The sequence below is a fragment of the Clostridium sp. AM27-31LB genome (assembly GCF_003480745.1).
In the GTDB taxonomy this organism is placed as follows: Bacteria; Bacillota; Clostridia; order Lachnospirales; family Lachnospiraceae; genus Butyribacter; species Butyribacter intestini.
This window is the reverse complement of sequence record NZ_QUJS01000002.1, coordinates 412235-426522: the sequence shown is the minus strand read 5'-3', so window position 1 is coordinate 426522 and position 14288 is coordinate 412235. Positions and strand designations below refer to the sequence as shown.

The 14288-nt window shown below is 36.1% G+C and carries 14 protein-coding genes and 1 riboswitch; of the genes, 13 read left to right on the top strand and 1 reads right to left on the bottom strand.

The window, feature by feature from the left end:
• Window positions 1-17 precede the first annotated feature (17 nt).
• The 6 genes from DW721_RS05500 to DW721_RS05475 all read left to right on the top strand — a co-directional run bounded on the left by DW721_RS05500 (window position 18) and on the right by DW721_RS05475 (window position 6512).
• Complete coding sequence (locus DW721_RS05500; RefSeq protein WP_022013985.1) at window positions 18-404, top strand: hypothetical protein; 387 nt, start codon at window positions 18-20, stop codon at window positions 402-404.
• Window positions 382-2271, top strand: a complete 1890-nt coding sequence (locus DW721_RS05495; protein ID WP_055942819.1) for a TIGR03960 family B12-binding radical SAM protein — start codon at window positions 382-384, stop codon at window positions 2269-2271. The genes DW721_RS05500 and DW721_RS05495 overlap by 23 nt, the downstream gene beginning before the upstream one ends.
• A gap of 5 nt (window positions 2272-2276) precedes the next feature.
• The gene (locus tag DW721_RS05490) at window positions 2277-3092 is read left to right on the top strand and encodes a TIGR03936 family radical SAM-associated protein (protein WP_147355383.1); all 816 of its coding nucleotides are present in this window, start codon (window positions 2277-2279) and stop codon (window positions 3090-3092) included.
• A 3-nt stretch (window positions 3093-3095) separates the two neighbouring features.
• Window positions 3096-4316 (top strand): ribonuclease E/G, encoded by a 1221-nt coding sequence (locus DW721_RS05485; RefSeq protein WP_118745087.1) that lies wholly within the window; start codon window positions 3096-3098, stop codon window positions 4314-4316.
• 121 nt (window positions 4317-4437) lie between these two features.
• Complete coding sequence (locus DW721_RS05480; RefSeq protein WP_118745086.1) at window positions 4438-5721, top strand: glycoside hydrolase family 27 protein; 1284 nt, start codon at window positions 4438-4440, stop codon at window positions 5719-5721.
• Window positions 5722-6023: 302 nt separating this feature from the next.
• The gene (locus tag DW721_RS05475; RefSeq protein WP_118745085.1) at window positions 6024-6512 is read left to right on the top strand and encodes a DUF2798 domain-containing protein; all 489 of its coding nucleotides are present in this window, start codon (window positions 6024-6026) and stop codon (window positions 6510-6512) included.
• 21 nt (window positions 6513-6533) lie between these two features.
• Here DW721_RS05475 and DW721_RS05470 read toward each other — a convergent pair whose 3' ends face one another.
• A complete protein-coding gene (locus DW721_RS05470; protein WP_243035955.1) occupies window positions 6534-6872 on the bottom strand; it encodes a hypothetical protein in 339 nt (112 codons plus the stop codon).
• 465 nt (window positions 6873-7337) lie between these two features.
• Here DW721_RS05470 and DW721_RS05465 point away from each other — a divergent pair, with 465 nt between their 5' ends.
• From DW721_RS05465 to DW721_RS05435, 7 genes are all read left to right on the top strand, one after another.
• Window positions 7338-8300 carry a DUF4846 domain-containing protein gene (locus DW721_RS05465; RefSeq protein WP_182436223.1) on the top strand — a complete coding sequence of 321 codons (963 nt, stop codon included), beginning with the start codon at window positions 7338-7340 and terminating at the stop codon, window positions 8298-8300.
• A gap of 274 nt (window positions 8301-8574) precedes the next feature.
• Window positions 8575-9156 (top strand): 50S ribosomal protein L25, encoded by a 582-nt coding sequence (locus DW721_RS05460; protein ID WP_055942800.1) that lies wholly within the window; start codon window positions 8575-8577, stop codon window positions 9154-9156.
• Between the two features lie 242 nt (window positions 9157-9398).
• On the top strand, window positions 9399-10397 hold the full coding sequence (locus tag DW721_RS05455) for a DUF445 family protein (protein WP_118745083.1): 999 nt from the start codon (window positions 9399-9401) through the stop codon (window positions 10395-10397).
• Window positions 10398-10540: 143 nt separating this feature from the next.
• Entirely contained in the window at window positions 10541-11167 is a 627-nt protein-coding gene (locus tag DW721_RS05450) for a DUF3793 family protein (protein WP_118498883.1), read from the top strand.
• Between the two features lie 54 nt (window positions 11168-11221).
• Window positions 11222-11368, top strand: a riboswitch (NiCo riboswitch).
• A 241-nt stretch (window positions 11369-11609) separates the two neighbouring features.
• Window positions 11610-12494, top strand: a complete 885-nt coding sequence (locus tag DW721_RS05445) for a cation diffusion facilitator family transporter (protein ID WP_118745082.1) — start codon at window positions 11610-11612, stop codon at window positions 12492-12494.
• A 75-nt stretch (window positions 12495-12569) separates the two neighbouring features.
• Entirely contained in the window at window positions 12570-13520 is a 951-nt protein-coding gene (locus tag DW721_RS05440) for a DMT family transporter (RefSeq protein WP_182436222.1), read from the top strand.
• 132 nt (window positions 13521-13652) lie between these two features.
• Window positions 13653-14213: a DUF6465 family protein gene (locus DW721_RS05435; RefSeq protein WP_118498889.1), complete on the top strand. Its 561-nt coding sequence runs from the start codon at window positions 13653-13655 to the stop codon at window positions 14211-14213.
• Window positions 14214-14288 lie beyond the last annotated feature (75 nt).

Here is a 14288-nt window from a genome sequence, read left to right as displayed (position 1 = left end):
ATTGTGATGAGGAGGGTATGCAGCATAATTTACATAAAAGTTATGTTATGCAAATTATGTATAAGAATATGAATGAATATGATTATAATGAAGAAATGCCAGTTGATACACGTTCAGAAAAAATAATGAGAGCGCGGCTGGCATTTTCTGACAATTACGAGGAAATGCAGGAAAATGTGGGTGATGGTTCGTCGCTTATGACAAAGATAACACTTCTTTTACTTATATTTTCTGCTGTTCTTGTTTTATGTTTTGGAGATCTTACAATCGGAAACTATAGTAATAAATCTATCAGACAGGCGATGTCAAAAGAAGGCACAGTTTGGCATGATATGGTTGAAATTACCGGAAATATTATAAGTGATGTTATGGAGGAACTGAATGAGAAAACTAGCTTTAAGTGATGAGATATTGTTATCTGTTGATAAGCCGGCAAGATATATCGGTGGCGAGATTAACATGATAAAAAAAGATCCGTCAAAAGTAGATATACGATTTTGTATGTGTTTTCCCGATGTATATGAGATAGGTATGTCGCATCTTGGCATACAGATATTATATGATATGTTCAATCTGCGGGATGATATATATTGTGAGAGAGTCTACTCACCGTGGGTGGATTTAGATAAGATAATGCGTGAGCAGGATATACCGCTTTTCGCATTGGAGAGTCAGGAGCCGATAAAGAATTTTGATTTTCTTGGAATTACGCTTCAGTATGAGATGTGTTATACAAATATATTACAGATACTTGACCTTTCAAAGATACCGCTTCTGGCAAAGGACAGGACAAAGGATGATCCGTTTGTTATAGGCGGAGGTCCCTGTTCATACAATCCTGAACCTATAGCAGATTTCTTTGATATATTTTATATAGGAGAGGGAGAAACTGTATATTTTGACCTTATGGACGCATACAAGGAGTGGAAAAAGTCAGGTAATGACAGAGTGGAATTTTTAAAGGCTGCCGCACAGATACCGGGAATGTATATACCTCAGTTTTATGAAGCGGAGTATAACGGGGACGGAACACTTAAAGATTTTTATCCTATCGTGGAAGAAGCACCTAAGACTGTTATCAAACAGGTGGAACTTGATATGTCGGAAACTTATTATCCCGAAAAACCGCTCGTGCCTTACATCAAGGTCACGCAGGACAGAGTTGTGCTTGAGATACAGCGTGGATGTATAAGAGGATGCCGCTTTTGTCAGGCGGGTATGCTTTACAGACCTATAAGACCGAGAAGTCTTGATTTTCTTAAAAAGAGAGCAGCAGCTATGTTAAAGGCAACGGGACATGAGGAGATTTCGCTTAGTTCGCTCAGTTCAAGCGATTATAGGGAACTTCCGGAACTTGTCTACTGGCTTATAGACGAATACAGGGACAAGGGTGTAAATATCTCACTTCCGTCGCTCAGGATAGATGCATTCGCACTTGATGTAATGTCAAAGGTGCAGGATATAAGAAAATCAAGTCTTACATTTGCTCCGGAAGCGGGAACACAGCGAATGAGAAATGTTATAAATAAGGGGCTTACGGAGGAAAATATTCTTACAGGTGCCATGGATGCGTTCCGTGGAGGCTGGAACAGGGTAAAACTTTACTTTATGCTCGGACTTCCGGGTGAAACTTATGATGATATAGAGGGGATTGCAATATTATCTGACAAGATAGCAAGAGAATATTATACGATTCCAAAAGATGAGAGAAACGGAAAGGTAAGCATTGTCACGAGTACATCAATATTTGTGCCAAAGCCGTTTACACCGTTCCAGTGGTCACCTATGAACACAAAGGAGCAGGCAAAGGATAAGAGAAATTTCCTGCTTGGCAAGGTAAGAGAACAGCTCAATCAGAAAAGTATCAAGTATAATTGCCATGATGCAGATGTATCAGAGCTTGAGGGAGTGTTTGCAAGAGGTGACAGACGACTTAACAAGGTTATACTTGAAGCATATCAGAGTGGGTGTTTTTATGATGCGTGGTCGGAATATTTTAAATATGAGAACTGGCTTAAGGCATTTGAGGACAATGGACTTGACATGGCATTTTATATCGGCCGTGAAAGACCTGAGGACGAGCTGTTCCCGTGGGATTTCATAGATATAGGTGTCACAAAGAAATTTATGCGAAGAGAGTATGAAAATTCGTTAAAAGCACAGGTTACCCCTAACTGTCGTGTGAAATGTGCAGGCTGCGGTGCTATGAAATTTAAGTGCGGTGTATGTGTTGAAAATCTGACAGGCAGTGATGCGGAAAGGAACGGGTGACGGATATGAAAGCAAGATTAAAATTCAGTAAAATTGGTTCAATGCGTTTTATAGGCCATCTGGATGTGATGCGATATTTTCAGAAAGCATTTAGGCGTGCCGAGATAGAAGTAAGTTACAGTAAGGGATTTTCACCACATCAGCTTATGTCTTTTGCATCACCACTCGGAATAGGACTTAGCAGTGATGCGGAGTACCTTGATGTGACACTGGAAAAAAGTGATTCGCAGGAAGAAATGATAGAGCGTATAAATGCCGTTATGAATGATGAGATAACGGTCAAGGATTTTACGATACTTGATGATGAAGCAAAGCCGTCAATGGCAATGCTCTCGGCGTGTGACTATGTGATATGTATAAAACCGGATAAGGACAACCCTCTTACAGATGATGCATTTGCAAAAGAGGCAGTAAGAAAGATAAAAGAAGCCGAAAAGATAGAGATATTAAAAAAGACAAAGCGTTCAGAAAAGGTAGTGGATATAAAGCCGAACATATATCATATTGAAAATGATATGGATGCTTTCAAAAATGAGACAAAAAATGATTACGGCAGTCTTGAATTAGACACTGCTTTTTATAAGCCTGTATTTTATTGTCAGCTTACAGCGGGAAGTGTAGTAAATATAAAGCCGGAGCTTGTCTTAGAAGCTATGGCAAAGATGAACGGATTTGAGTATAATACGCTCGACTATCAGATACACAGGCTTGAAATGTATGCTGATAAGACAGCAAAAAAAGGAGAGGTGCATCTGCTTTATTCTGAAATACCGTGCAGTCTTGTACCTTTATCAGAGTTTGGAAAACAGGAGATGGCTTAAATAATGGCAAATCAGTTACTTATAACTAAAAAAGACGGTGCGGTACTGTCGGTGAGAGTTGAGGACGGAAAGGTCGCACAGATACAGGCACAGCCTGAGGATGCGGGTTCACTCCTAGGAGATATATATGTCGGCAAAGTCAGAAATATAGTCAAAAATATAAATGCGGCTTTTGTCGAGTATGAGCAGGGAAAGATGGGGTATCTCTCGCTCGATGCAAAAGTTTGTCCTATACATACGGACGGTGTTGTATCGGACGGGACAAGAGTGCTTATAGGTGATGAGATAATCGTTCAGATAGAGAGGGAGGCGGTAAAGACAAAGCCGCCGACGCTTTCAGGAACACTTAATTTTCCGGGAAAATATGTCGTGCTGATATACGGTGAGAAAACGGTCAGCATATCGTCGAAGATAAAAGATGCCGAGAGAAAACAGCAGCTCAGGGAATTTCTGAGAAATAATATAGACGGAGATTACGGATTTGTGGCAAGGACAAACTGTAAGGATGCATCGGATGAAAAAATATTAAAAGAGATAGCGTTTCTTAAACAGCAGCTTGAAAATATAAAAAAATTTGGTGTGCACAGGGCGAAGTTTAACTGTCTTTACCATGCCCCTGACGCTTATTTGTGCGATATAAGAGACTCTTATGATTCACTGCTTGAAAGCATAATTACGGATGATGATGAAATCTTTAACAGGATAATGGAGTTTGCGAAGATATATCAGCCTGAGGATATAAAAAAGATAAAACGCTGGGATAATGCCGACGGAAAACTTGATGCAGTCTATGATGTTACAAAGACATTAGAACACGCACTTATGCCTAAAGTCTGGCTTAAAAACGGCGGCTATCTTGTGATACAGCCTACTGAGGCACTTGTGTCTATTGATGTGAACACAGGCAAAGCAATCTCAAAAAAGAAAGATGTGCAAAAAACATTTTTAAAAGTCAATCTCGAAGCGGCAACACAGATAGCAAAGCAGCTAAGGCTTAGAAATCTGTCAGGAATGATACTCATAGATTTTATAGATATGAAGGATGCAGACTATAACAAACAGCTTATGGACAGACTTAGAACCGAGTTTGCGAAAGACCCGGTAAAAACGATACTTGTCGATATGACAAAACTCGGACTTGTCGAGGTCACGAGAAAAAAAGTCAGAAAATCACTTTATGAGCAGATAAAGGATGCACAAGATTATTCTAAGTCAGATTTATAAAGGGGATTGAAAAGATATTAAGTTTTTGGTAAAATAGTTTATAGATAACTAAATTACTCCATGCAAAATTTGTTTTTGTGTGGAAGACGAAATTTTAATATAAATTATTACAGGAGGACTTATGAACAAAAATCTTTTTGCAAAGACACCGCCTATGGGCTGGAACAGTTATGATTATTATGACACATCGGTAAATGAGGAGCAGGTCAGAAAGACAGCAGAGTACATGGCTGAAAATCTCAAAGAGTTTGGCTGGGAATATGTCGTTGTCGATATTGAATGGTACAGTTATGATACGGGAAGTCAAAGAGACAAATATCAGTATATTCCGTTCTGGAAAGTTGAGATGGACGAATATTCAAGACTTCTCCCATGTGTGGATAAATTCCCATCAGCAAAAGAAGGCAACGGATTTAAGCCGTTGGCAGATTATATACACAGTCTCGGTCTTAAATTCGGTATTCATATAATGCGTGGTATTCCGAGACAGGCGGCACATGAGCATACAAAGATACTTGGAAGTACGGCTCTTGCAAATGATATAGCAGACCCGTCAAACATCTGTGACTGGAATCCTGATATGTACGGTGTCCGTCCTGATGCCGACGGTGCACAGGAGTACTATGATTCCATTTTTGAACTTTACGCACAGTGGGGCGTTGATTTTATTAAATGTGATGATATTTGCCGTATGGATATGCCATCTGCAAAAAAAGAGATAGAAATGCTCTACAATGCAATTCAGAAGTGTGGTCGTGAGATAGTTTTAAGTCTTTCACCGGGACCGGCAAAGATAGAAGAGGCATGGCATTATGAGAAATATGCTAATATGTGGCGTATCACTGACGATTTCTGGGACAGATGGGATTTACTCCTGCCTATGTTCTGGCGTTGTGAACTCTGGCAGAACCATGTGAGTGAAGGATGTTATCCTGACTGTGATATGCTGACACTTGGTAAACTCGGAAAAGGTTTCGGTCATGAGTGGGAGTGTAATTTCTCGCATGATGAGCAGATAACACTTATGACACTTTGGAGCATATTCCGTTCACCACTTATGCTCGGAGCAGACCTTTTGCAGCTTGATGACTGGACAAAGAAACTTATCACAAACAAGGATGTGCTAGGACTCTTAAAACATTCTGAGGGTGCAAGACAGATAGAGAGAGATGATGAACATGTTATCTGGTGCTCAAAAGACACAGAGGACGGTTCATACTATGTAGCAGTATTTAATCTCAAAGAGCAGAACTGTGATGTGGCTATTCCGTGGGAGGATGTTAAAAACTACGGAGTGACGGGAACTAAAGCAGTAGAGCTTTGGAATCATGAAGATGTTGACCTTATTGATAAGGATAGCGTATTTGTAGCTTCTCATGGTGCTAAACTGTTTAAGATACAGTAAAGATTTTGAGATACAGTAAAATAACTATAAAGAATAGCATCTTTCACATTGAGCCGTAGAGGATGCTATTTCTTTTTATTATGATTATCTATGTAAGACAGTGCCGTAAATATTACTAACAGTAAAGTTAAAACTTCTTGCAAAGTCTTTTTTTATGTGGTATAATCTCACTCGTTGTTAAAAACTGCATAAAAATCTTTGGTAAAAAATTGGAAACGACACATGTGTGAACTATCACCTGATTAACGAACAACACACATGTATTTTTTATGCCCATTTTTAGAAAAAAGGAGATATTTATTATGCAGAGAACGAAACTTCAGAACTTTATTTTTACTGCCATTATGGCATTTATCATGGTCTATGGAATGGTGTGTTACAATATTGCCATTGATAAAGGAGAAATGAGTAACGAAATCTTTTTGATAGCTTTTCATGAAATGCCTATAATGTGGCCAGTGGCAGTTATTCTTGAAATGTTTGTTTTTGAGAGACTTGCAATAAAGCTTGCTTTCAGATTTGTAACACCGGGGAAAGAAAGCGAGTTTATGGTAACGGTTGCTATCTCATCTATGATAGTTGCACTTATGTGCCCTACAATGAGTCTTATAGCTACGGTATTGTTTGCACATCCAGGATCAGAAGTAGTTGCTGTATGGCTTCAGAAATATGTATTAAACTTCCCAATGGCATTTTTCTGGCAGACATTTATAGCAGGACCTCTTGTGAGAAATGTATTTAAGATTTTTGAGAGTGATAAGAATGTAAACAGAGAAGAACAGGCAGCCTGATATTAGGGAAGTCCCCCACTTCTAATAGAAGCGGGGGACTTCTTTGATAACAGTGACACAATTTTTTATGGTACAATCGGATATTGTAATTCCAGTATGATATTTTTTAACAGAGTACTGGTGTGTTCCGATTGCCTTTTCAAGATTTGAGAAAATACATTTTGTAATCTTTACATTCTGGTTTGCAGTGCAGTCATATTTACTCCAGTCATGAGTAAATCCCTTTGTTTTCTTATCTGGAGTGTCAAGGTTTATTGCTTCGGAAGTATGGCGTTTACTTGCTTTATATCCGGTGAATGTGCAGTTGTTTACCGTCACATTTTTAGAAGCATCTATCTCTATAAAATGTCCGTATTTCATGTTTTTAAATGTGATACCATCTAAAGTTATGTTTTTATTGTGGCACATTACAAGTTTTTAACATTGATTTCCTCCATTGATATGTTACGCTCAAAATTCTTCGTTCAGAAGATTTCGAGAGCATATTATTTTTTTCGATGTTTTTATTATAGGAGATTTGGCAATGATATTCAAGGAGAAAAGTTTTAAAGGCTATTCTACAATAACAATATAATCAGCAATACATTAAGTAAGCTAAGATATTACCGATTATATTGTTGTAACTGAACTGTTACGATTATGCATTAAAAATAATAAAATCTTAATAGTTTTTTTTGACCGATGTGTTATAATTTTAGCAGAGTATTAATATGTCGCAAGGTATTATTAAAGTTATGATTTTGTGAGTTGTAAATTTTTTAGCGGCAGAATTATTTGTACATAAAAAGCGGAGTGATGTTCTGCTTTTGCATAGGGAGGGATTTTATGAAAAACGGACGATTTAAACATCTGACTTTGATGAGTTTTATCATTGTGCTTATCATTGTTATCGCTGATACGGTGATATGTGCCAGAAAAGACATGAACAGAAAAAGCCAAAAAGCGGCTTCGGTGATAAGTTCCCAAAAGAATGGTGAAGACGGAAAGGACAAGTCCGGTGATACCGCCGAAACAACGAAAAAAGACAACAGTCAAAGCATAATTAATATATCAGGAAATAATATCAGGACAAGGTTTAAAACTCCAAAGGGTTATAAAAGAAATATCTCAAAAAATTCATTCGGAGAGTTCCTCGGAAAATATCCTCTATATAAAGATGGAAAAAAGATTTCACTATACAATGGAAAATTAAGCCACAGACAGGATGCCCATGCGGCAGTATTAAAAATGAAACTCACCGATGGAAATCTTCAGCAGTGTGCCGATTCGGTCATAAGACTTTATGCGGAGTATTATTATAAGCAAAAAAAATATGACAGGATAAAATTTCATCTGACTAACGGTTTTGAGGTAGGATTTTCAAAATGGAGTCAGGGCATGAGAGTGAAAGTTGACGGAAATAAGACCTACTGGGTGCACAGTGAGAAAGCAGACAGTTCATATAAAATATTTGACAGCTATCTCAAATTTGTATTTACTTATGCAGGTACACTGTCAATGGTTCAGGAGTCAAAGAAGATTTCTGAGAAAGATATACAGCCGGGAGACATTTTTATATATGGCGGAAGTCCGGGTCATGTTGAGATGGTAGTTGATGTATGCGAAAATAAAGATGGTGACAAGGCTTTTTTGCTCGGACAGGGTTATATGCCTGCACAGCAGTTTCACATTCTTAAAAATCCTGCCGATGAGAATGATCCGTGGTATTATGTTTCAAAAATTTCATATCCGTTTGAGACGGCAGGTGTTACCTTTAAAAAGGGAACTCTTATGAGACCGGATTATTAAAGTAATAATTTATGAGATAAATAGGTTGTTTTATAAAAATTTATATCATTTATGGCAGATGTGCAAAAGAAAAAGTTCACAAAATTTTCACAATTCTAATCAGCACTCATACTTGACGAGTGCCAAATAAAGTGGTATAACACAATTGTATCAGAAAGATACCTAGTGATCACCAGGCGATTTCAAATTTTGCCTACAACTGCAGTGATACTAATATGGATTAAATCTTCATATTTGCAGTTGCAAATTTTAATCGTTTTGGAGGAAAAGACAAATGAATACTTTAAAAGCAGAGAAAAGAAACGCAAAGGCTAAGGCATTAAGAAGAGAGGGTTATGTCACAGGTAACCTTTTCGGCAGAGAGATAGAGGGTTCTATTCCTGTAAAAATGACTCAGAAAGATGTAAGTGATGTATTGCGCTACAATGACAAAGGAAGCCAGTTGTTCCTTGAAGTTGAGGGAAAGAAATACGATGTAATCATTAAGGAAATAGATTATGACAATATGGCTAAGCATGTTTTGGATATAGAGTTTCAGGCTTTAGTAAGCAATGAAAAGATTCACAATACTGCTGAGATTGTATTACTTAATAAAGAAAAAGTAGTTGAGGGTGTTCTTGAAGAGTTGCTTGAGGAAGTATCATATAAAGCATATCCTGCTGATTTGGTTGACAAGATTAAACTTGATGTTGGAAGTCTCAGACTTGGTGATACGATAAAAGTAAAAGACCTTGACATATCAAAGAATGATAAGATTGAAGTTACAACAGATCCGGAGACAATAGTTGTAAATGTTATCGCATCAAATAATAACCAGGAAGATGAGGATGAAGAAACTACAGATTCAGCAGAGTAAAATCTGAAAGCGAAAGACATTTCTTGAATGAAATTTTAGAAGAAATCTGAAAACGAACAATTTAATAGCCTGAAAAGGGATAAAAAATCAAAAGCCAGGGTGCTAAAACTCTGGCTTTTCTTTGTATTTGAGAGTGAAGTCAAAGTGCTTCTGAACACTTTACTTATAGAAATTACATCAGAGTTTTGTGCCTGATACAAAACTGATATGTGCAGTAAACTGCATGGAAATGGAGGAAAATCATGGAATACTTAAAAATTATAATACCGATACTTGTCGGAGCATTAATAGGATATTGCACAAACTATATTGCAATAAAAATGCTTTTCAGACCCAGAAAACCTGTATTTGTATTTGGAAAGAAACTGCCTTTTACACCGGGAGTCATTCCGAAAAATCAGCCGAGGATAGCATCAGCCGTTGGAAAAGCAGTTGGACAAAATCTATTTACAAATGATGATATAGTGGCAGCTATAACAGAGTCAGATTTGAAAGAGCATCTATTTGAGAAGATAAAAGAAACGGTTTTTGACAACGATAGTTCATTAAAAGACTATATTACAGAGTACAGCCTTAAAAAAGAAAACGAAAATGTTGCTGAAAATAAAAATGAAGTGTCAAAAAATACAGAATATGAAACTGAAGATTATGAAAATATAATAGAGGAAGCAGAATATAAGAGCGATTATGACAGGCTCAAAGATAGAGTGAGTGATGTTATAACTTCAAAGATAATAAATGCTTTTGAAAAAGTTGATTTAAATGCATTAGTGTCACAGATAGCAGGAAAAACGCTTGCCGAAAAAGTAAAAGGCACAATGATGGAAATGTTTTTAAATGAGTCGACAATATCCACAATGTCGGCACCTATCGGAAATGCGTTAGCTGAGTATATAAAAAATCATGGTGAGGAATTTATACATCCGTTGGTTGATGCCGAGGTCATATCATTTATGGAAAATCCTATAAATGAAAATCTTTCTGAACTCGGACTTGATACTGATATATTAGAATCTGTATTTGAAAAGATATTTGATACAGTTATCTCAAAAGGCGGAGATATAATTTCTGAATATATAGACATACAGAAAATAGTCGAGGACAAGATAAACGAGATGGAGGTAAGCGAACTTGAAGACCTTGTTATGCAGGTGATGAAAAATGAACTTCAGACTATAGTAAATCTTGGAGCACTTATCGGTGCTGTTATCGGAGTGATAAATATATTTGTTGCCATATAATAGTAATGATATATTGTATCAATAACCTTATTGACTGCAAATGCTATTTAGTGTAGCATTAGAATATAAGTTAGAAGCATCTAACTAGAGTTTTATAATGTTAATCAGTTGGACAATTACTGATAACATTTGCAGGAGGTTATATGAAGACAAATGTACTCTGTTTATTGAAAAATATGGATAAGAAAGATGTAGAATTGCAGCTTGCGTTACAATGTGCTCCTGTAATAACAGGGATAAAGGTTTCCAATCTTTTTATAATTGATAAAAATAAGGTAGATGAAGTTTATAACATTATAGATGAGACGGATATATCTGCATATTTTCTGTATGAGGATGCGGCTAAGGCAAACATACTTTTATACAGAAAAAATGAACTTCAACAATATCTTTTCCAAAAAGAAAACAGGCAGTTTGTAAGAAAACTTGGTTATGACAGCGTTTATATTGATGAACTGCTGCCGGAATTTGCAATACGATTTTCTATGTATCAGACTACTCAGGAGGATTTTCCACATGAGATGGGGATATTACTAGGCTATCCGGTCGAGGATGTAGAAGGATTTATAATTAACAATGGAAAAAATGAATTATATACAGGTTATTGGAAAGTTTATGATAATCTTACGGAAAAATTAATTTTATTTAATTATTATGAGGCCGCAAGAGAACATTTTATTTGTCTTGTGGCAAAAGGAATGGATATGAATACTATACTTATGATGTATAGTCGGGCAAGAAAAAAATACTTGCAATTTCAGATAAACTGATGTAATATATTTAAAATAAACTATTAAAAACTCTTTGCACTGCATATATTTACTACAGTACAAACTGAACAGGCCGATAGGAGCCGGGTCACATTAGTGACAGTGGATTATTATGTTTTTTATGTATTTATATACAATATGAGATTTATCATATATCGTCAAATGATTGGTGATAGAAATTATCATATCCACGGGACAGTAGTTACTTATACTGACCCGTGGTCTTTTTTACTCAATTTTTTAAAGTGAAAATCCGGGACAGTATGGATTTTCACTTTTTTATTGTATAGAAAAATGCTCGTAAAGTAGTGTGGTGCCAACGGGAATTGCGAAGCAATTCTTTCGGGTGCAGCTTAAAAAGTCAATAATAGGGGTGTGCTCTCGAAATGACTCGTTTTGAGAAGATACCGAGAGTACATTCAGTTAAAAAGGAGGAATTATTATGACGAATGCAGATAATTATGAAAAGACGGCGATGAAGGTATCAATCGTGAGTGTTATATGGAATTTATTATTATCAGCGGGAAAACTATTTGCGGGAATCTTTGCAAATTCAGGAGCTATGATAAGTGATGCCGTTCATTCTGCATCTGATGTTTTCAGCACGATAATAGTTATGATAGGAGTAAAAATATCAGGAAAAGACTCTGATAACGATCATCCGTACGGACATGAGAGACTTGAATGTGTAGCAGCGATAATTCTTGCCACGGTACTTGCAGCTACAGGCATAGGCATCGGATATGGTGCAGTTGTAAAAATTATGGCGGGGGATTATAATGTTGAAATGCCGGGAATTTTGGCACTTGTAGCGGCAGTTGTATCAATAGTGGTAAAAGAGCTTATGTTCTGGTACACAAGATATTATGCAAAACAGATAGATTCTAGTGCACTTATGGCTGATGCATGGCATCACAGGTCAGATTCACTTTCTTCAATCGGTGCTCTTATAGGTATTATCGGTGCAAGGCTTGGATTTGGGATAATGGAGCCTTTGGCATCTGTTGTTATATGTATTTTCATTGAGAAAGCTGCATATGACATATTTATGGATGCAGTAAATAAAATGGTCGATAAATCATGTGATGATGAGACAATGGAGAAAATAAAGGCGTGTGCGATGAATATCCCGGGAGTTGAAAATATAGATCTTTTAAGAACAAGAGTTTTTGGAAATAAAATATATGTCGATATGGAGATTGCTGCAGACGGAAATAAGACATTAGATGAAACACACGCTGTTGCAGAGCGCGTTCATGATGCAATAGAACAAGAATTTCCAAAAGTAAAACATATAATGGTACATGTAAATCCGGCAAAAAAATAAAATGATGAGTTAATAGTGTAAATATTTTTAATTTCACATTATGCACAAAAAATATGTGCAGAAATGAGGAGTGATATGATATTAACAGATAAAAATGACAAAGAAAGAACAATGAAAAAAAGTCTTTTTACAAAGAGAAAAACAGTGATATTATTTGCAATAATTGCAATGTTTTCATGGGGATGTGCATTTCCGTTTATTAAACTGGGAATGAAAGAATATGCCATATCAAATGATGACATGGCAGGTAAGATGCTTTTTGCAGGAATAAGATTCTTTCTTGCCGGAATCATAACGCTTATAATTACATATAAAAGAGAAAAAAATATTAAAATAAAATCTTTAAAGGATTTTTCCTGGCTGTTTTTATTTGGATTTGTAAATACCGGTTTTCATTATTTTTGTTTTTATATGGGACTTTCTAATTGCAGCGGAAGCAAGGCATCAATAATAGATTCTCTTGGTACTTTCTGGCTTATATTTCTTGCGGTATTATTTTTTAAAGAAAGGCTTACTTCAAATAAAATCTTAGGTTGTCTGTTTGGATTTGCAGGTATAATCATTGCGAATTTCAGTACTGATATTATAAGTAAAGTTTCCTTTCAGGGTGAAGGATTTCTTGTTATAAGTACATTATGTGCCGCCTTTGGCGGAGTTATCGTGAGGATAATAACAACGGTAAGAAATATAAATGCGGTTAAGGCAACAGGATATGGACTGACTATTGGAGGTGTTCTGTTACTTGCAGGTGGTCTGTTTTTGGGAGGTACATTGACAAAAGTAACCTTGAAAGGAATAGTTGTTATGTTTTGTCTTGTGGCAATTTCCGTTGTCGGTTTTGTGTTATATAACCAATTATTATCATGTAATCCGGTGGGGCAGATTGCAATATTTAATGCACTTATTCCAGTGTTTGGAACACTTACATCCTGCATTTTAACGGGTGAAAGGTTTTATTTCAGATATATTATTTCAATAATTTTAGTTGCACTTGGAATATGGTTTGTAAACAGAGAAAAAAATTAAAATAACAAAAACTATTGCATTTTTATTTAATAGGTAATATACTTAATATATTTAGTGTATATATAAAGTGTGTTAAAAACACATAAATATATGACTATCGTACATAATTAATAATATTTTTTGGAGGGTATCATGGCAGGAAGAAGAAGAAAAAACACTGTTGCAGGAAGTAAAAAAGAATCACCAAAGACTCAGAATACTTTACAGGAAACTAATGTTTCTACTGATAAAGAGGCAACAAAAGCTGATGTTAAAAAGCAGGCAGAAGATGTTAATGAAAAGAAAACTGCTGATGCAAAAATTGTTGAAGATAAGAAAGTGCAGACAGAAACAAAAGCAGCAGATGCTACAGTAAAGAAAGCAACTACAGCTACAGAGAAAAAGACAACCGGATTAAAGCAGACAGCTTCAAAGACTGAAACAAACAAAAAAGCTGATGCACCAAAAAAGAGAGGAAGAAAGCCGGGAAGCAAAAATAAGCCAAAAGAGCAGCTTGCTCCTGAAGTTTATTTACAGTATTGTGGAGAAGAAGCAGACCAGAATGCTATTATAGAAAGAATCAAAGAACAGTATGTATCAGAGGGACACAGAGCAGGCAATATCAAGTCGTTGAAACTTTACTTAAAACCTGAGGACAGAGCGGCATATTATGTTATCAATGACAGATATGCAGGTAAGGTTGATCTTTTCTAATATAAAAATATTAAAAGATAAAAAGACAGGGCATAAAAAGCCCTGTCTTTTTTACATACGAGAATTGCAAAGCAA